Here is an 18,866-nt window from a genome sequence, read left to right on the forward strand (position 1 = left end):
CGTCATCAATCTCGAAACGAGAGTTCCATGTCAGCAGACAATGCCCCCTGGCCAACCGAATTGCGCGTATCCAGCGACAAGAAAGCACTCACGATCGCCTTTGACAGCGGCGAACGCTACGAACTTCCGGCCGAATATCTGCGGGTGTGTTCTCCATCCGCTGAAGTCAAGGGACATTCGCCGTCGCAAAAGCAGACTGTTCCTGGAAAGCGCAACGTGGAGATCATGAAGGTCGAGCCTGTTGGAAACTACGCCGTCAGGATCCATTTCGACGACATGCACAACTCGGGTATCTATTCCTGGCGCTATTTTCGTGAGCTTGCCACGGAACCGGAAAACCACTGGGAGGTCTACCTCCAGGAAATGGAGCAAAAAGGCCTCAGCCGCGATCTTTGAGGTGCAGAGCTTCTGGATCGCGTGCGCCAGAATCGGGTAAGCTCTTTTCAGGCTCGACCCGCGCCTTCCCCCTCCGACCGGAGCAGCAGCCAATCTGCAGGGCATGATTTCACCGCACCATCTGACCCGCGTCTGCATAAGGAGGGATTGCAAATGCCGCACTAGGGCAAGGACCCTAGGCTCAGGAGGCTGCGTATGATCCTTTCAGCACCCATATTTCGCTTGAAACGAAACGCCAGGAACTTGGCCCGGCGCAAGAAAATCGCTCTCAACTTGGCTCTCGACCGTATTGCGGTAGACGAGGGCTTCAGAAGCTGGGGGCATCTGGTGAGCACCCTGCGTGCGCACAGGCCCGAAACTAGCGTGATTGCGGAACTTGAACCCGGCGAACTGCTGTTGATTGCCGCAAGGCCCGGTCATGGAAAGACGGTCTTCGGTCTGCAGTTGCTCGCAGAAGCGTCAAGTAGAAAGTGCAGATCCGTCTTTCTGTCGTCCGAGTTTTCGGAAAGTGGGATGCGCCAAAGCGCGCGTGATTTTGGGTTCGAAAAACTTCTTGGAACCGGCATCGAATTGAACTTTCGGGACGATCTCCGCGCCGATGTTGTGATGGACGGGCTTTCAGGCGCACCTCGGGGGACTGTTGCCGTTGTCGATTATCTTCAGGTTCTGGACCAGCGCCGCACAGCTCCGGAGCTTTCCGACCAGATCGAAGCCCTGAAACGTTTCGCTTCTGACAGCGGCACGAGACTGATTTTCCTGTCTCAAGTGCATCCGGCCTTTGAGTCTTCGGACAAACGGTTGCCGGCTCTCGCCGACGTCAGGTTGCCGAATCCGGTCGACCTGTCACTCTTTGACAAAGGCTGCTTTCTGCATTCGGGCGAAATGGCATTTCACCCGATCTAGCAATTTGGATCCTCACCACATGGCCTTATTCCGCGAAAAGGGCTCTGGGTGCGCGTTTCGCAGTTCACAAACAAAAAAGCCGGGCCAAATGGCCCGGCTTTCCTGAACAATTGGAACCAATCAGCGCTTCACAACAATTTTGGCGCCGACGGTCACGTTGTTGTAGAGATGGATCACGTCTTCATTGGCCAGACGGATACATCCGGAAGAAACCTCAGACCCGATCGTCCACGGCTCGGTCGTGCCATGAATGCGGTAAAGAGTGGAGCCGATGTAAAGTGCGCGTGCACCCATCGGGTTGTTCGGGCCACCCGGCATATAGGTCGGCAGGATGCGTCCCTTTTTGCGCTCGCGAGCGCGCATCTGAGCCGGCGGTGTCCAGCTCGGCCATTCGGCCTTGCGGGTAACGCGGTGCGTACCGGCCCACTGGAAACCCTCTTTGCCGACGCCAACACCGTACTTCATAGCCTTACCGTTCGGCAGGACATGGTAGAGACGGCGCTCCGACGTATCGACAACAATCGTGCCCGGCGAATAGGGGCCGTCATAGTTGACCTTCCGGCGCTTGACCGGAGACGGGCCGCCCGGATGGTATTTCGGTGTTACCCAGGTATTGGTGCTGTGATCAAAAAATCCAGCACGCGCAAATCCTTCTGCGGGCAGCATGAACGCTCCCACAACGACAGCAATCACTGCATAAAACAAACTCTTCATCTTAGTCCCCCTTCAGCGCCTGCCCACGTCAAGGCGCGCATTGTCTCGAAGGTTACGTTAGGAAAATCTCCTTGCCGCACTATTAACAATCATGGCCTAAAATTGGCCGAAAAGGAATCTCACGTTGATGTGAGCGCGCGTGAGTTCGATCAAATGTGCCGAAATTGCAACGAGAATTTCAATTTAAGCCTGTTTTCAGGCTGATTTACAGTAAAAGATTGTAGGATTTCTCCTCTTTTGGAAATGATCAAATCGGATTTTCTTCAAAATATGCAGGACGGATTTTACAGGAATCGCGCTGTTCTTCAATCAAAACACGTCGGCACGCTCGATCAGCGGGGAATTTCAGTGACCACAATAGGCACCTGAGACCTTGTCGAATGACTGTTCTGCGAGGTCATTCTGATCGATCATGAAATCGAGTTCACCGCCATCACCGATGTTGAGATCCGCACCCCAGTCACTGAAGAGTTGAAAGAGCAGATTCTCGGGGCTGTCGAGCGGCAGGTCGAATTGCACGGAGGACAGATGCCCGAAAAGCTGATGATAGCTGTGGTTGGATCGCGCACCGGGATAATTCGGATATTTCACACCGTTTGAGTCCCGAAGGAATACCGGATGTCTGTCGGCCGCGGCCGTGTAGATGCCATCCGGGATCCGGCTCGCCAGCGTCTTGTTTACGCCGGCCTCGGTGACAAGGCGGTGCAGGGCGCGTTCAAGATCGGACTTCAGGTAATGGCCATACCGCTTGTCCGCGGCTTGCGCCAGAAAATCGTTCAGGTCTTCTATGAAGGCGTCCACCATGCGCCGGTCGATTGCGCTTTCTTCAGAAGTCTCGGCCTGGAGTTGCCAGTCTTCGAAGCAGGTCTCAAAGCCGGTCTCTTCCAGTTTTGCCGCATGCCTGTTGCGCAGGATCCGGCAGGTGAGGGCAATCCCGCGCGGATCGTATGGAAATCCGGTTTCCGAATATGGCCGCAGTGCAATCGGTTTGCCTTCCTGCCGCTCTTCTTCGGTTCTCGGCTGAAACAGCTGAAATCCGGAAAGTTCCGCGTTGTCCGATTGCAGTGTGCCGAAGGCCTTTTCAAGCTGCTTCGTCAGATGGCGGTTTTGTGCTTCGGCGTACCCGTCCGGTGCCGTGAACGGCAGGTCTGAGCCCTTCGGCAATGTTTCGATCTGCGCGAAATTCAGCGGCCATTCGGCAAAGACGCGTGTCTTTTCGTCGCCCGGGAGACCAAACAGCAAATCGTACTGGTAGTTGCCGCCTGCAATTGGTGGAAGTTCCTTGGGCGGCGCTGTCGGCGTTCCCGAATAGTCCGGATCGAACACGACCCGCATATCGTTTTCAGGTGCAACTTCGGCTTCGCCCCAAAGCAGTTCTTCGTCAAATCGGCCGAAAAAGAGCAGCATTCCGGAAACCGGGAAACCTTTCGGGCGCCAGGGCAGGTCGGCCAGATCGATTTGCGCCAGAAAGTGCAGCGGCAGATTCGCCTTCACGTGATCGGTGTGCCCGGGTGCCTTGGGCCAGGGATGGCCCTTGGGCAGATCCGGAATGCCGCCGATCTTGCTCCGGCCATGATCCGAGCGGTGCGGCGGGTAAGGGCGAAAGGCGATAACCGCGGTCTGGGCAAACTGCTCTCGCAGGCTTTCAAATGGTGCATCCGGGTCGGCGCTGGGACCGGGAACGGAAACAGGAGCCGGAGCGGCTTTTGTCGCTGCGTCCTGTGTTGGGTCCACTTCCTCGGCTTCGACCTTCGTTGCGTCCTTGGTCAGGACCTGCTGAAAGCGTTCCTCGTTGATGTCCTGAGGCAGTGCATCCTTTTCGCGATTGGCCTTTGTTGGAAGAGCCGACGCAATTGAGCTGAACACGGGCCGAAACAGCGGCAGCAGTGCCATGCAGGCAACGCTTCCCAGAATTACTACCAAAAACAGAAAATATAGACTGGAATAGCCAAGCAGACGGCTGCCATAGGCAAGAATGACAAGGACAAGAAGATAAAGCGCGAATTTGATCATCAAGACATCTGCGAGTTTCGTATCCGTACGTCTTTCTTGCCTGTATGGAATAAAGATCAGGTAAAGTTTTTTGGGCAAATACCTAAGGATCGGTACAAAAAAAGGCGGCCGGAGCCGCCTTTTGCTGTCATTGCCTCGGCAGTTTAGCCGAGGTTCAATTCCTTGAAGAAATCATTGCCCTTGTCATCGACAACGATAAAGGCGGGGAAGTCCTCCACTTCGATCCTCCAGATGGCTTCCATGCCGAGTTCCTCGAATTCGACCACTTCAACCTTCTTGATACAGTCCTGGGCAAGCCGGGCGGCGGGCCCCCCGATGGATCCCAGATAGAAGCCGCCATGTGCCTGACAGGCGCGCCGGACCTGGGCCGAACGGTTGCCCTTCGCCAGCATCACCATGGAGCCACCAGCGGCCTGGAACTGGTCGACATAAGCATCCATCCGCCCGGCGGTGGTCGGGCCGAAAGATCCGGACGGCATGCCGTCCGGCGTTTTGGCCGGACCTGCATAATAGATCGGGTGGTTCTTGAAATAGTCCGGCAGGGGCTCGCCACTTTCGAGGCGGTCGCGCAACTTGGAATGGGCCAGGTCCCTCGCAACGATCAGCGGTCCGGTGAGGGAAAGGCGTGTCTTGATCGGGTGTTTCGTGAGTTCGCCAAGGATCTCCGGCATCGGCCGTGTGAGGTCGATCTTGACGACATCGTCGGACAGATTCTCATCCGTGACCTCCGGCATATACTTGGACGGGTTCTTTTCGAGTTCCTCCAGAAAGATACCGTCCTTGGTGATCTTCCCGAGCGCCTGGCGATCAGCCGAACAGGAAACGGCCAGCCCGATCGGAAGGGAAGCGCCATGCCGCGGCAGACGAATGACGCGAACGTCGTGACAGAAATACTTGCCGCCAAACTGGGCGCCGACACCGGTCGAATAGGTCAGCTCGTGGATCTCCCGCTCCATTTCTGTGTCCCGAAAGGCATGGCCGAGTTCCGATCCTTCCGTTGGCAAGCCGTCGAGATACCGGGCGGACGCCAATTTCGCCGTCTTCAGCGTCATCTCGGCGGAGGTGCCGCCAATGACAATTGCAAGGTGATAGGGAGGGCAGGCAGCGGTGCCGAGCGTCAGGATCTTTTCCTTGAGGAACTCGATCATGCGGTCATGCGTCAACAGAGACGGCGTTCCCTGGAAGAGGAAGCTCTTGTTCGCCGACCCGCCGCCTTTCGCCATGAACAGAAACTTGTAGGCCTCATCGCCGTCCGCATAGAGTTCAATCTGTGCCGGCATGTTGCTCTTGGTGTTCGTCTCTTCGAACATGGAAAGCGGCGCAAGCTGCGAATATCGAAGGTTGTTCTTGTAATAAGCGTCGCGGGCGCCTTCTCCGAGCGCGGCTTCGTCAGACCCATCTGTCCAGACGCGGCGTCCCTTCTTGCCCATTATGATTGCCGTACCGGTGTCCTGACACATCGGCAGCACCCCGTGGGATGCGATGTTGGCGTTCTTGAGCAGATCGAAAGCGACGAACTTGTCGTTTGCCGTTGCTTCCGGATCGTCGAGGATCTTGGTGAGCTGCTCCAGGTGTCCCGGACGCAGATAGTGATTGATGTCCCTGAAGGCCTCCTCGGCAAGCAGCCTCATGCCTTCCGGTTCAACCACCAGAACCTCTTCTCCCTGGAACTCTGCAGTGCTGACATGATCTGACGTGAGCTTGCGGTAGGGCGTTTGGTCTTCACCCTGCGGGAAAAGTGCGCTGTGATGGTATTCGGGAGGCGTGACGGGAGCGTTCATGAGACGTTTTTCCTGATCTGGCTGTGCCGGCAGCCTGGCCGCCGACGGCGCTGGAACAATTCGTGCTGTTCTCTTACGGCAAAAGGACCGCGAGCGCCAAGTCCCGCGGCCTGCACAATTTGTTGCATTCGCTTTGAGCGGATCAGCGCGACGCGGTGAGATCCAGGGTCACGGTAACAACGTCATTGATCGTGTCTTTACCGACGCCAGCCCCGAGCGAATAGTCGAGCCGGTTGACTTTGGCCGTACCGACCGCTTTGGCAGTGTCGCCTTCAATATCCAATGTGAAATCCAGCTTTACCGGATGCGAGACGCCCTTGATCGTCAGCGTGCCGTCGGCCTGATAGGTGTTGCCCTCGACCAGGGAAGCACCGTCTGCGCTGAATTCCGCTACCGGGAAGTCGGCGACATCGAACCAGTCCTTGGCCGGCATGGTCGTGTCGAATTGGGCATTGCCGGTCGTCGCGCTTGCCGGTTTGATTTGCGCGGTGATCTTGGCAGCCTCAGGGGCGTTGACGTCAAAATCGATGCTTGCCTGCCAGTCGGCAAAGGAACCCTTGAGTGTTCCTTCACCCTGCTGAACCTCAAACCCAAGTTGGCTCTGCGCCGGGTCGACAGACCATGTCTCTGCATTTGCTGCTGCGGAGACCGCGAAAGCAGAGGTCGTGAACAGGGAAAGAATTATATTTTTCATCGTCATGAAGAGAAGTCCTGATGTATTTAATTAAGAGTCGGCTTTCGCAGGTTCAGTCGAGACCATGCGCTTGAGCGTGTCGTCCCGGGCGATGAAATGATGCTTCAGGGCAGCGGCCACATGAACCACGATCAACGCGATGAGCAGGTAGGCGCCATATTCGTGAAGCATCTTGAAGAAGCTTTCTGCCTGTTCCTTGGTTCCGAGCGCTTCCGGCACCGGCAGATGCGGGATGGGCTGTATGTTGAACAGCACCGTGGGGATGCCCCAGGGTGATGCGGACACCATGAACCAGCCGGTGATTGGCATTGCAAAGATGAGTGCATACAGGCCGATATGGCCAAGATGCGCCGCCAGTTTTTCAAGCGGATGCATGCCTTGGGGTAGCTTCGGAGATGGATTGACCAATCTCCAGGCAAGGCGCAGCACCGCAAGTGTCAGCACCACGAACCCGATCGATTTGTGAAGCTGAAACAACTGGAACGTTTCCGGGTCCGTCTGCGGCAAGGTCGTCATGTAGAGCCCGAAGGCAAGCATGGCGATGATCAGCACGGCCATTGTCCAGTGGAACGCGATGGCGATCCGCCCGTAGCCTGTCGAAGAGTTGCGCAGCATGGCCGGCTCCCTGGAATGTGGAGACCGGATCAACCGGCCTCCCTTTACTTACGTTAGTTCGTCGCGTCGGATTTCAGCGTTTCCGCGTGGAACGTGACAGTCACTTCATCGCCAACATAGGGCACGAACATGTCCATGCCGAATTCGGAGCGCTTCAGAACGGTGGTCACTGCGAATCCGGCAGCAGCCTTCTTCGCCATCGGGTGTTCGCCCATCGCGGTGACGTCGACAGTCAGCGTGACCGGTTTGGTGATGCCCTTCAGGGTAAGATCGCCGGTCACTTCAAGCTGGTTTTCGCCGGTCTGTTCCACCCGGGTGCTTTTAAAGGTTGCCTGCGGGTATTTGGCGGCATCGAAAAAGTCCGGGCTCTTCAGGTGCGTGTCGCGCTCGCCCCAGAACGTGTCCAGGCTGTCGATGTCGATGGTGAATTCAACAGAGGAATTGGCCGGCGTGTCCTTGTCGATAAGAAGCGTACCGTCCCAGTTACCGAATCGTCCGTCAGTGGTCGAATAACCGAGGTGGTTGTAGGTGAAGGACAGATTGGCGTGCGATTTGTCGAAATCGTAGGCGACTGGCTCGGCGATTGCCGGAGCTGCCAGAAGGGAAAGAGCCAGTGCGGAAGCTGCAAGACGGATCATGATCAAACCTCGTTTGGTGATATCGGAGAGCGTTCGCTCATGAACGCTGCACTGCGAAAATAGGTAAGAAGTCCGGCAGTGCAATTTGACTGACTGTTCGGCATGACTGAACAATTTGGCGCGCCCTGAAGAGGTGGCAAGTGCGCTGGGTATCCAATTTCCGAATTGTCACGATTTGGCACGGGCAGCACGTCGCGCTGTTTGCAAAGAGCCGTTGGGATAGGTCAAAGCGCCGCTGCGCAAAGCGATCGTTTCCATGAATTTGCGAGTACAATCCCCAGCTTCAACATGACGCCAAGCCCGAAGGTGCTTGCCTGTCCAAAAAGGTGCGGGCACCGGATTTGCGCTGATACACTAGTTCGTAATGCGTGTTTACACCTCGGAAACCCTGTTTATTTAAAGTTCTCCCTATACTTATTGCTTCACCCTGAGTTAATTCGCGCGATGTAAGACTAATACCAAGTTATACCTGTTGGGCGGCTTGGCGATGATTGCGGATCTATTTAAATACAACTCAAAGATAGTAAATCACAGCAGTTCTGAACTGTTTTCGAATCTCCCCAGGAAGATATGGATACATCTTTTTGTAGCTGTCTTTCTTGCGCCGCTTGTTCTGTCAGGCACCGTTAGTTCTGTTGCTGCTGCTGAGTGGGTCGTCAAACGTGTGTCGGGCATGGTCTATTTTGTTGCGCCTGGAACCGAAGCGTTTCGCGCAAAAAAGGGGATGGTCTTCAAAAAGGGCTACACGATCGGCACAAGGGCCGGGGCAAGAGCTCTCATCGCGCGCGGTAAAGAGACGATTACCGTGGGTCCAAACACGACCTTCGCGATTTCAAAATATCAAAGCAATCGGTCGAAGACGACACTGTTGCAGCGCAAGGGCAAGGTCACGGTTGACGTAACAAAGCGGTCGCGGCCGCATTTTTTCGTTGAAACGCCGTTTCTCGCAGCAGTCGTCAAGGGAACCAAGTTTGATGTCTCGGTCAATAACAGGCGGACCCGCGTTTCCGTTTCTCGAGGCGTCGTCGAAGTCCAGGACTTTGCATCAGGCGAACGCGCAGACCTGACGTCTGGCCAGAACGCAGCAAGCGATCGTTCGGGCGCATCGGGCTTGAAAGTCGGCGGTCGCACCAAACCTGTAGTTCGTAAAGGCCGGAAACGCGCACCCAAGGTGAAATTGCCCGGCGGCGTCGCTCAAGTGCCTGAAAGCCGTGGCGGTTTGTTCGGCGCACTGTTCGGCGGCAACAGCAACTCAAACAACGGCAGCGGCACAAGTTCGAACAGCAGCAGTTCAAGTAGCGGCAGCAGCGGTAGCAGCGGAAGCAGTTCGAGTGGCAACAGCAACGGCAATTCGAATGGGAATGGCAACGGCAACTCGAATGGCAACAGCAATGGCAATTCGAACGGCAACAGCAACGGCAATTCGAACGGCAACAGCAACGGCAATTCGAATGGCAACAGCAACGGCAATTCGAACGGTAACAGCAACGGCAATTCGAACGGTAACTCGAATGGCAACGGCAATGGCAATTCGAACGGTAACAGCGGCAAGTAAGCATCGGTGAACAGATGCCAGCGTAAACTCCAGAGAATGCCGACCTAACCAGGTGAGTAGGGTGAAGATTCTGATTGAGAAACTCGGAGGGCGTCTCGCAAACGCAATCCTGGTCGCGGCACTTCTGACCGCGACCATTCTCATCCTGCGCCTGTCCGGTTTTCCAGCAACGATTGACCGGTTTCTCTGGGAACAAAGATACAGTTTCGATACGCGACCCGTCTCAGACCAAATCGTCTTCGTCGATGTCGATGCGAAGAGCTTGGATGAAATCGGGGTCTGGCCGTTTCCGCGCCGCATCTATGCAGACCTGACAGACACGCTCGCGAGGGCAGGTGCACAGGACATTGTGTTCGACGTGGACTTCAGCGCCGCATCCAATCCGGAAGACGACGCACTCTTTGCGGACGCGATCGAACGCGCCGGAAATGTCAGCCTTGCCGCATTCCGGCAAGCGGCCTCTGCCGGCTCCGGGGAAGCCGAGATCATCAATCTGCCTCAGCAGGCTTTCTTGGAAAATGCCTGGCCGGTTGTCGTGATGGTTCCGATGGAAGCCGACAGCCGCATCTGGCGCAATCTCTATGGCTACGAAATCGACGGGATCACCGAAGTCTCGGCAGCCGCGCTGCTTGGCGAGCACACCGGGGATACGGCCGGCTCGTTCTTTCTCGACTACGGGATATCCATCGACGACATCAAGCGTGTGCCACTCGCCGATGTTCTGAACGGCACTGCGGACCTGACCGAGTTTTCGGGCAAGAAAGTCATCATCGGCGCGAGTGCGCTGGAACTTCGGGATCTGTTCGCGGTCCCGGTCTACGGGATCCTACCGGGTGCGATGGTGCAGGCACTTGGTGCGGAGACATTGCTCCAGGATCGGGCGCTCATACCGCAGGGCGAATTTTATGCTCTGGCGGCAGCTATCTTCGTTCTCGTGCTGTTGTTGCTGACAAAGGTGCAGGGCTGGCCGATCAAGCTCGGCATTCTTGTCCTCTCCGCACTGGCGACTGAAGTCGTTGCCGTCAGCTTCCAAAAGTCTTTTCCCGTTCTTGTGCCGACTGCTAGCGCCTACATTCTGTTTGCCATGGCCGCCGCTATCATTGTGTTGCGCGAGCTGGGCCTTCACAAACTGCTTGCGCATATCGCAGACATCAAGCAGCGCAACAGTGAACGTATGCTCGGACAGGTCTTTGACGACAGCTTCGACGCAATCATCGTGCTCGATACCGACTGCGTGATAACAGCGGCAAATCGGACTGCCAGATCACTGTTTTCAAGCGAGACACTGACCGGCAGCCCCGCGCGCACCGTTTTGCCAAGTGCCCTCGTTGAAGAATCCATCGCCGTGCTGCAGTCCCCGGAAAGCCGGATGCCCGTGCCGCAGATACTGGTCCTGGCACAGGAAGGGACGAAGCGCCGCTTCATCGAATATGTCGTTACGAAAGCGGAAAAAACGCTGACGGGCACTCACAATCAGAACAGGGATGAGACCCGCGCATTGGCCTGTCTGACGTGCAGGGACGTCACGGACGAACGGGAATCGGCGGCAAGGCTGGAGTATCTGGCGCGTTTCGACCCGATCACGGATCTTATGAATCGCAGCGGTTTCGAGCGCCAACTCAAGAAGCAGACCAAGAAAGCATGCTCGAAAAGCGAAACAGTTTGCGTTTTTCAGTTTGCGGTGACGAATCTCGATCAGATCGTCGCGACGCTCGGATTTTCCTATGGAGATCGGGTACGCCAATCGATCGCCTCGCGGCTGAAGAGCCATCTGTCGGAGAATATATCCTGGTCGGCGATCACGGCGGATGTTTTTGCCGGGGTTTGCGTTTTGAACTCCGGAGATGACGCTGAACTTGGCATCATTGAGGAGATTCAGCGCATTATCGGTGAGGACTACGCAATCGACGGTGCCCGGATTTCTGTGCAATTGACCTTCGGCTATGTGCTGTCGGAGGGCGAGGCCTCTCCGGACACACTCTTGAAAAAAGCCGGCAATGCCTTGTCTACGGCCCGCCGGGACAGCCAGAATCCGGTCGTGCGTTTTCAGTCTGAAATGGACACGGCGTTGCAGCGGCGCAGGAGACTTGAAACCGAACTTCTGAAAGCAATCGTGCGCGACGAATTGCGGCTGGATTATCAGCCTCTGGTCAACCTTATGGATGGCTCGGTCTTCGGTGTCGAAGCCTTGCTGAGATGGGACAGCCGGGAATTCGGTGCCGTCTCGCCGGTTGAATTCATCCCGATCGCGGAAGAGACCGGCTACATTCTTGAACTCGGGGCATGGGCGCTGAACCGCGGCATGAAGGAAGTGCTGGCTTTGGACGCCACGCTAAGGCTTTCCGTCAACGTCTCCGCGGTTCAGTTCTACCGGGGAAATCTGGTTCAAACGGTGTCGGAAGCTTTGGAGCGGTCAAAGTTCCCCGCCGACAGGCTGGATCTGGAAGTGACCGAATCCCTCTTCATTGACGAAAACCAGGATCTGAAATTCCGGATGGAGGAACTCAGAGCGCTCGGCTGCAGCTTCTCCATGGACGATTTCGGCACAGGCTATTCCTCGCTTGGATACATCACCAAGTATCCGTTTTCGAAGATCAAGCTGGACAAGTCTTTCGTCCGGGAGAGCCTCGAACGGGAAGAGGATACCGCCGTGGTTGAGGCAGTGCTTCTTTTGGCGGAAGGTTATGGCATGTCGGTGATTGTGGAAGGCATAGAAACCTTCGAGCAATCACAAAGGCTGCAGGCGCTTGGGTGCCGCCACGGCCAGGGATACTACTTCGGCCGCCCGACCAGCGCGGCCGGAATTGCGGCCATGCTTGCCAAGGCAGCCTAAAAGTCATCCGGAATAGCGGGCGGCTCTTGTCGCCGACCGCCCACTTCCAGTGATTGATTTACATACCCAGACCGCCCAGGCAGCTGTATTTGATGTTCAGATAGTCATCGAGGCCGTATTTGGAGCCCTCGTTGCCAATGCCGCTTTCCTTGAAGCCGCCGAAAGGCGCGACTTCGGTGGTGATGACACCTTCGTTGACACCGACAAGGCCATATTGAAGTGCTTCCATGACCCGGAAACAACGGCCAAGATCCTGCGCATAGAAATAACAGGCAAGACCGTATTCGGTGTCGTTTGCGAGTTGGATTGCCTCGTCTTCGGTCTCGAACCTGAAGAGAGCAGCGAGCGGTCCAAAGGTTTCCTCGTGCGCGACCTTCATTTCAGGGCTGGCTCCCGTGATGAGAGTCGGCTCGTAAAAGGTCCCGGCGCCGTCCGGCCGGCTGCCGCCTGTCACAAGAGCACCACCTTTGGAAAGGGCATCCTGCACGTGCGCTGCGACTTTCTCCACCGCTGCCTCGTTGATCAGCGGGCCCTGCGTGACGCCGGACTCCAGCCCGTTGCCGACGTTGAGCTGCTCCGCCATGGCGGCCTTCAGCTTTTCGGCAAACGCGTCGTAGACACCGGCCTGGACATAGATCCTGTTGGCGCAGACACAGGTCTGGCCGGAGTTCCGGAACTTGCTGGCAATGGCGCCGGTAACAGCGCGGTCGAGATCGGCGTCGTCGAAGACGATGAAGGGGGCGTTGCCGCCCAGTTCCATCGAGACTTTCTTCATGTTCTTGCCTGCATTTGCAGCCAGCAGCTTGCCGACGCGCGTTGAACCCGTGAAGGTGATCTTGCGCACGGTCGGGTTTTCGCACATCTCCTCACCAATTGCCGGCGCATCACCCGTGAGGATGTTGATCACGCCAGCCGGAAGACCAACCTTGTCCGCCATGATGCCGAAGATCAGGGCAGAGTAAGGTGTGAACTCGGCCGGTTTCATCACCATCGTGCAGCCGGTCGCAAGAGCGGCACCAAGCTTTCGCGCGATCATGGAATTTGGGAAGTTCCAGGGCGTGATGGAGGCAACGACGCCAACCGGTTCCTTCGTCACGAGCAGGCGGCGGTCGGCCCAGGGGGAGGGTATTGTGTCGCCATAGATCCGTTTGCCTTCCTCGGCAAAGAACCTGATGTATTTGACGCCGAGCGTGATTTCACCCTTGGCCTCGGCAAGCGGCTTGCCCATTTCGGTTGTCAGCAACACGGCCAGATCGTCCACCTGGTCCATGATGGCATCGCAAAGCTTGTGCATGTAGTCGGCGCGGGCATCGGCGGTCAGCGCCTTCCATGCCGGAAAGGCGGCTTCGGCGGCGGCAATCGCCCGCGCGGTTTCAGGACGTCCGCAATAGGGGACGGTTCCCACGCTCTCGCCGGTTGCCGGATTGACCACTGCGATTGTCTGGCCGTTGTCTGCGTCAGCCCAGGCGCCGTTGATGTAAACCTGTTGCTTGATAAGCGCTGTGTTCAATGACATGGAGCACTCCCTGAAGTGTCGGGTGAAAGAGGCGGCCGAAGAAACAACCGGACCGTTGCCACAAGAGATAGAGTGCCTCTAAAGGGTCTGGCAAGCGCTTTTGCACAAGAAGTGCGCACCGACACATCTGGGATCCAAGGTGTCGCTGGCTGACCGCAATTCGGAAGTTGCAGGAAAGGCGGTGAGGGCACAGAGAAACGAAAGAGGCCATCGAACAATGCTGTGTTCGATGGCCTCTTCGTTGATAGCTCTTGGCTGTTAGCTGAGCCGTTCCTGAAGCTGTTCGATTTCGTCGGCCAAGGCCTGAGCCTGCCGTTGGATACGGTCAAGTGCGACCTTCATGCTGTCGAGATCGGCCGAGAGGTTCTCTTCGGCAACAGGCGGGGTGCCGCGTCCGACAAGCAACCAGGTCGGGCTTACATTCAGGACACCGGCAAGCAGAACCAGCTTGTTGGAACGCGGTTCCGAACGGTCGCTCTCCCAGCTTTGCAGGGTCGCGGTCTTGATTCCGAGCCGGCGCGCAAGCTGCGCGGTCGACAAGCCGGACGCGTCGCGCGCCTTGCAGATACGCTCACCAAGGGTGTATTCGCTGCTGCGCGTCGACATGATTGAACTCCCGTCTCGACCGGCTCTTTCCGTCACCAAATGAACGGTTTCTGCCGGTAGCGACGGTGCATATCTTCTGAATGAGTGGGTCATGGCGCGCACACTTGCATGATCCGCCTGTGCAGTGCAACAGCCGCCGGGCAATTTGTCGCATTGAGAGTGTACCGCGGCGGAAATGAGCCAATCGTTCGGTAAAAATGACGCCGTTGTTTGACGGCTCAGTATTCCCGTTCGAAGAAGATACCGGCTTTCGAGGACCCGTCGGCACCGACCTCGCCACGGACCTTCAAACCCCTGTCCAGATCGATGTCGACCTTGACGCGGCTTGAGCCGGAACCGGTCCCTTGTTCGACACCAAGATAGATATTGTCGTTGATGTATTTTCCGACGGCGACGGAGGGACCGTCTTCACCGTCGGTATTGATATCGATCGCATCCAGTCCGAGCGACTTGCGGAGTGTTGCCAGCGGTCCGCTGTCGCTGCCGCCGGTCAGCGTCGCGATTGCCGCGGCCAGGCTGGCGATCTGTGTTGCAGACAGATTGCCGACGCTTTTTCCGAACAGAAGCAGGGCCAGAACCTCGTCCTGAGGCAAATCAGGGGAGGAGCTGAAGGCGATTTCCGGATCGTCAGCTGAGCCGCTCACGGTCACGGTGATCGTGGTATCGTTTACCGTCGTATTGGCGGCAAAATCGATCAGCGGCGTGAGCGAACCGTCGAACGTCGCGCTGCCGCGCGAAAAAACCAGCCGCCGGGTCAGGATGTCCAACTGGCCCCGTTTGAGGGAAAAGGCGCCGATGGCCTGAGGATCAGCCGTAGTGCCGACGACTTTCAGATTTCCCTGAAGTTCAGCATCAAGGCCGCGACCGCGAATGAATATGCGGCCAGGGGCGGATAACAGGATATCGAGCCGCGGAGGCACCGACTTTTGCTCGGCCTGCGACTGCTTGGGTTCACCGCCGAGTTCCGCGATCTGCTGACGGATTGCTTGAGAGGCATTGACATGCTGGACTTCGACAGGGGGAATTGCGCCCGGCAGATATTCCGGAATGGAAATATCCGCCTTGTTGATCGTGATGGTGCCGCCAATCAGCGCGGAACTGGAGGTCGAAGCCAAGGGCCCGGTGATCTTGATATCGGCGTCCACCTCGGCAGTCACCAGCCCGGGGTCGACATAGCGGCCTCGGTTCAGTTTCAGGGAAAGGTCAGCAGGAAAGCCATCGTTCATGCCGACGCTTCCCGCTGCAGACAGGGAGCCACCGGTCGCCAGTTCGCCTGTTATTGCATTGAGCGATGCGCGTTCCTGGGTCACCGCAGCAGAGCCCGCGATATTCTGGATGGTCAAGCCGGTGGACAGGCTAGTGATTTTCAGCCCCGCCGGTGTGGCCGTGATCTGGTAAGCGGGTGATGCCGCCGAACCGCTGACGTTGCCTTTCAGGCCTATTGCGCCTTCGCCGCGAATGCCGGCCTCCAGCAGGGGGCGTTTCAAGGCAGCAATCGGCACGGTACCGTCGAGGGTGATTGACAGCGGATTGGGTTGGGCAAGACCAACGTTGCCCGAGGCCGTCAGCTTCAAGCCGTTGGGATCGCTCGCCGACGTTGTCTGCGTTATCTGATTGTCTTTCAAAGTACCCGAACTCTGTAAGCTGAGCGACGAAAGACCGTTGTTCTTGAGCTCGGTCGCCGTGAGCCCCGATCCGGAAATCGACCAGCTTGCTTCGGGGGCCGACGAACTTCCCTGCGCCTTGATGGACCCCGATAGGGTGCCTCCAAGGCCAAGCGAAGGCACAAAGGCATTCGCAAGATTTAGCGGGATGGATTTCAGATCGGCGGAAAGGTCGAGAGTCTGCCCGGCCGTTCCGGAAAGCGCGAGCGATCCGTTGCCGAGCTTGAGCTCAAGCGGCTCAATCCTGGCGTCGCCACCGGCATACGAGACGGTTGTCGGCTGGAGCAACTGGCTTGACAGCCCCTGGTAACGCATCGAAAGCGCAGACAGATCGATGTCGTAAGCATCTGCGGCAGGCTGCGAAATTCGCGCTGCAAGTGACAATCCGTCTTCACTGCCCTGATCAATCTTGACGTCTGCGGTGACGGCTGTGCCGCCATTGTCGGGTTTCGCCAGAACCTTCACGGCATGCACCGGCGTCGCGTCGGTAATGAGATCAGAGAGCTCGATGTCAGCCGAAGCGGTCTGCGGGGTGAAAGGGGCGGCAACATCGGCCTTCAGTTTGACGCTGCCTATGCTGAGAGACGGCACATCGATGTTCGATCCGGTCACGTCAACGGCCAGTTTCTTGGCGTCCGGATCAGCCAGAATGGTTCCCTGGAGCTGCCCGCCGATTTCGGTCAGGAGCAGTGGTGAGAGCGAAGCAAGATCAGGCGCGTCGATCTTGAGATCGCCTTTCAGCGTCTCGATCGGGTTGTTCAGGTCCGCAAGGAAAAGGGCACCGGTGACCGTGTTTCCGGCGAGCTTGACCGACAGCGGGTTGATATCGGCGCCGCCGTCCTTGCTTTTCAGTTCAACGTCAACCGCAATCGGCTGGCCGTTCAGCGTCGCCGCGGTCTTGATCATTGCACTCGGGGCTTCAACATCGGCTGTCGCCTTGGCCGAAAAGGAAAGATCATCAAGTGGCGTACCGGCAAGCAGGATCTGCTTGGAGGAGGCATCGGCTTCAACTTCCAGGGCGTCGACCGGACCTGATGTCTTGGCGATCAGGGTAAGCGCGCCGGCGAGCTGCGGGTCCAGATTGCTGAGGTCAGCAAGGCTTGCGGAGATGTCGGATTGCAGCGACGCAGATTGAAAATGCGCGTTGCCGGTTACCTCGAGCGCGGCACTTTTGACGGAAAGGCTCTTCAAAGTGATATCGTCGGCACCGTCCAGTTCAACAACGGCGTCAAGTTGCGTGTCTCCCGCCAGCATTGCGTCGGCCTGCGCCACGCCTGACTTTACATCGCGGAGCGACACCGCAGCCGTTGCCGTGCCGTTGAGACTGGAGGGATCGAGATCAGTCGAAAAGGACGTCGACAGGCTGCCGCCGAGGTCCCGTTGGGCCAGTTCGGAAAACTGGCTGAGATCTGAAAGCGAGAGCCGGCCTTGCCCTGAAACCTTGTCCGTGGCGACGAGCGTATCTGTCAATGTCAGCGCTGCTGCAGTCGAATTGAACGCCAGATCATTGATTGTTGCGGACTTGCTTGTTCCGTCGGCGCTTCCTGTCGCTTTCAGTGAAAGAGCACCGGAGAGCGGCTTGGTCTGCGGTGTCAAGCCGTCTAGAGCGGCAACGGAAAGCGACAGATTGAAGGGAGTTGTAAGAACATCAGGTGTCAGGTCGGCACCTTGTCCGGACGCCTCTAGTGCGATCTGTCCGGTCCTGGCCTCCGTTGTCTGCAAACTCGCCAAATCGAGCTTTGTAGACCAGTTGGCTGAACTTCGGTCGCCGCTGACTGAAAAGTCTGCCTTCAACGGTCCGAAGGCGATCCGCCGATCCGTCAGATCGACGGCGATGAGCGAATTTTCACCTGCGCTGACCGACAGCGAACCGGCGGCGTTGATCGGGCCGTCCGCAAGGCTTGCATTTGCGTTGAGCGATACGGTCTGTGTGTTCAGCACGATGTCGGCGGACCGTGGCGCAAAGTCGGTTGAAAACCTTGCAGTGCCCGAGGCGTTCGTGGTGCCCAGCAGGAAGGCTTTCGCTTCGGGTGGGGCAAGGGGTTCCAGGTCGCCGTCGAGGTCGAAGGTAAGCTGGCGTTCCGCAGCTTCTTCCTTGAGTTTCGCGGAGCCAGTCACGGTGGTGCGGCCATCAAGGGCGAGACTTAAGTTGGCCGCCCAGTCCGTCAACGGACCGCTGCCTTTCAGGTCCAGATTGACCGCGGGCAGATCGGGAACATCGAGCAAACGCGCGGCCAGTCCCCCGCGCGGTTCGTTCAAGGCAAGATCAAAGGCGAGCGTTTCTGCCGCAGGTTCAAATTCAGCGTTCGCCGCAAGTTGTGCGTCAATGCCGTCAACGCGCCGGACATCCAGCGCAGCGGTCACAAGCGCTGGATCAAGCGCAAATGCGCCGGAACCGGAGACCGTGACCGACACCGGCTCGCCGAGAAGGGCCTCGCCGAGATTGATTTCGTCCAGCTTCAGGCTTTGCAGTGAAACGTTCAACGGCAGCGACAACCCACCTGAGCTTTCTGTTGTCTCCACTTCCGCTTCAGCAGTGGCGTCTGTTGTCGTGTCCTGCGCCGGCAGCCGGTTGAGGTCTATGCGTTCTGCGGTGAAGGATGAAAGGTCCAGATCGCCGGACAACAAATGCAGCGGGTGCCAATCCAGGGCGATCTGTTCGGCTTCGAACCATTCGCCTTCCTTGTCGGACAAAGTGACGCTTTCAACAGCTGCGTTCAGACCGAAACTGAGGTAAAGGCCTTCAATCTTGATCGTCTGGGCATCGCTTGACGCAAACGAACTGGCGACGCTGGAAACAAGGTTTCGCCCGGACGGAACTTGCAGCGCTGCAATGATCAGCACTGGAATTGCGATCGCTATTACGATCAGGAATCCAAAGATCCGAAGGGCGAGACTTAAAAAGCGCATTTAATTACGTGTGCAAGATTCCGGTATA

The 18,866-nt window shown here is 57.3% G+C and carries 13 protein-coding genes; 4 read left to right on the top strand and 9 right to left on the bottom strand.

The window, feature by feature from the left end:
* Positions 1-27 precede the first annotated feature (27 nt).
* Together RBB47_RS17415 and RBB47_RS17420 are read left to right on the top strand one after the other, a co-directional pair.
* On the top strand, positions 28-396 hold the full coding sequence (locus RBB47_RS17415; RefSeq protein WP_305987130.1) for a DUF971 domain-containing protein: 369 nt from the start codon (positions 28-30) through the stop codon (positions 394-396).
* Between the two features lie 195 nt (positions 397-591).
* Positions 592-1,299: a DNA helicase gene (locus tag RBB47_RS17420; RefSeq protein WP_305987131.1), complete on the top strand. Its 708-nt coding sequence runs from the start codon at positions 592-594 to the stop codon at positions 1,297-1,299.
* Between the two features lie 120 nt (positions 1,300-1,419).
* Here RBB47_RS17420 and RBB47_RS17425 read toward each other — a convergent pair whose 3' ends face one another.
* The 6 genes from RBB47_RS17425 to RBB47_RS17450 all read right to left on the bottom strand — a co-directional run bounded on the left by RBB47_RS17425 (position 1,420) and on the right by RBB47_RS17450 (position 7,754).
* Positions 1,420-2,013 (bottom strand): L,D-transpeptidase, encoded by a 594-nt coding sequence (locus RBB47_RS17425; protein WP_305987132.1) that lies wholly within the window; start codon positions 2,011-2,013, stop codon positions 1,420-1,422.
* A 345-nt stretch (positions 2,014-2,358) separates the two neighbouring features.
* Complete coding sequence (locus RBB47_RS17430; protein ID WP_305987133.1) at positions 2,359-4,026, bottom strand: DUF1963 domain-containing protein; 1,668 nt, start codon at positions 4,024-4,026, stop codon at positions 2,359-2,361.
* Positions 4,027-4,169: 143 nt separating this feature from the next.
* On the bottom strand, positions 4,170-5,807 hold the full coding sequence (locus RBB47_RS17435) for a fumarate hydratase (RefSeq protein ID WP_305987134.1): 1,638 nt from the start codon (positions 5,805-5,807) through the stop codon (positions 4,170-4,172).
* A 142-nt stretch (positions 5,808-5,949) separates the two neighbouring features.
* Positions 5,950-6,507 carry a YceI family protein gene (locus tag RBB47_RS17440; protein WP_305987135.1) on the bottom strand — a complete coding sequence of 186 codons (558 nt, stop codon included), beginning with the start codon at positions 6,505-6,507 and terminating at the stop codon, positions 5,950-5,952.
* A gap of 24 nt (positions 6,508-6,531) precedes the next feature.
* A complete protein-coding gene (locus RBB47_RS17445; RefSeq protein ID WP_305987136.1) occupies positions 6,532-7,116 on the bottom strand; it encodes a cytochrome b in 585 nt (194 codons plus the stop codon).
* A 53-nt stretch (positions 7,117-7,169) separates the two neighbouring features.
* Positions 7,170-7,754: a YceI family protein gene (locus RBB47_RS17450; RefSeq protein ID WP_305987137.1), complete on the bottom strand. Its 585-nt coding sequence runs from the start codon at positions 7,752-7,754 to the stop codon at positions 7,170-7,172.
* 673 nt (positions 7,755-8,427) lie between these two features.
* On the opposite strand from RBB47_RS17450, the gene RBB47_RS17455 reads away from it, so the two are divergent.
* Positions 8,428-9,309: a FecR family protein gene (locus tag RBB47_RS17455; protein WP_305987138.1), complete on the top strand. Its 882-nt coding sequence runs from the start codon at positions 8,428-8,430 to the stop codon at positions 9,307-9,309.
* Positions 9,310-9,370: 61 nt separating this feature from the next.
* On the top strand, positions 9,371-12,142 hold the full coding sequence (locus tag RBB47_RS17460) for an EAL domain-containing protein (protein WP_305987139.1): 2,772 nt from the start codon (positions 9,371-9,373) through the stop codon (positions 12,140-12,142).
* Between the two features lie 58 nt (positions 12,143-12,200).
* On the opposite strand, the gene RBB47_RS17465 is transcribed toward RBB47_RS17460, so the two are convergent.
* The 3 genes from RBB47_RS17465 to RBB47_RS17475 form a co-directional block, all read right to left on the bottom strand.
* Positions 12,201-13,658 (bottom strand): NAD-dependent succinate-semialdehyde dehydrogenase, encoded by a 1,458-nt coding sequence (locus RBB47_RS17465; RefSeq protein WP_305987140.1) that lies wholly within the window; start codon positions 13,656-13,658, stop codon positions 12,201-12,203.
* Positions 13,659-13,916: 258 nt separating this feature from the next.
* Positions 13,917-14,264: a helix-turn-helix domain-containing protein gene (locus RBB47_RS17470; protein WP_305987141.1), complete on the bottom strand. Its 348-nt coding sequence runs from the start codon at positions 14,262-14,264 to the stop codon at positions 13,917-13,919.
* 218 nt (positions 14,265-14,482) lie between these two features.
* Positions 14,483-18,838, bottom strand: a complete 4,356-nt coding sequence (locus RBB47_RS17475) for a translocation/assembly module TamB domain-containing protein (protein WP_305987142.1) — start codon at positions 18,836-18,838, stop codon at positions 14,483-14,485.
* Positions 18,839-18,866 lie beyond the last annotated feature (28 nt).

This window comes from Roseibium sp. MMSF_3544, from assembly GCF_030732845.1.
Lineage (GTDB): Bacteria > Pseudomonadota > Alphaproteobacteria > Rhizobiales > Stappiaceae > Roseibium.

Excerpts from the sequence above, each read along its gene's own strand:
- RBB47_RS17445 (WP_305987136.1), bottom strand. The coding sequence starts at position 7,116 with ATGCTGCGCAACTCTTCGACAGGCTACGGGCGGATCGCCATCGCGTTC.
- RBB47_RS17455 (WP_305987138.1), top strand. The coding sequence starts at position 8,428 with ATGGTCTATTTTGTTGCGCCTGGAACCGAAGCGTTTCGCGCAAAAAAG.
- RBB47_RS17470 (WP_305987141.1), bottom strand. The coding sequence starts at position 14,264 with ATGTCGACGCGCAGCAGCGAATACACCCTTGGTGAGCGTATCTGCAAG.
- RBB47_RS17415 (WP_305987130.1), top strand. The coding sequence starts at position 28 with ATGTCAGCAGACAATGCCCCCTGGCCAACCGAATTGCGCGTATCCAGC.
- RBB47_RS17465 (WP_305987140.1), bottom strand. The coding sequence starts at position 13,658 with ATGTCATTGAACACAGCGCTTATCAAGCAACAGGTTTACATCAACGGC.
- RBB47_RS17450 (WP_305987137.1), bottom strand. The coding sequence starts at position 7,754 with ATGATCCGTCTTGCAGCTTCCGCACTGGCTCTTTCCCTTCTGGCAGCT.
- RBB47_RS17425 (WP_305987132.1), bottom strand. The coding sequence starts at position 2,013 with ATGAAGAGTTTGTTTTATGCAGTGATTGCTGTCGTTGTGGGAGCGTTC.
- RBB47_RS17420 (WP_305987131.1), top strand. The coding sequence starts at position 592 with ATGATCCTTTCAGCACCCATATTTCGCTTGAAACGAAACGCCAGGAAC.
- RBB47_RS17475 (WP_305987142.1), bottom strand. The coding sequence starts at position 18,838 with ATGCGCTTTTTAAGTCTCGCCCTTCGGATCTTTGGATTCCTGATCGTA.
- RBB47_RS17430 (WP_305987133.1), bottom strand. The coding sequence starts at position 4,026 with ATGATCAAATTCGCGCTTTATCTTCTTGTCCTTGTCATTCTTGCCTAT.
- RBB47_RS17440 (WP_305987135.1), bottom strand. The coding sequence starts at position 6,507 with ATGACGATGAAAAATATAATTCTTTCCCTGTTCACGACCTCTGCTTTC.
- RBB47_RS17435 (WP_305987134.1), bottom strand. The coding sequence starts at position 5,807 with ATGAACGCTCCCGTCACGCCTCCCGAATACCATCACAGCGCACTTTTC.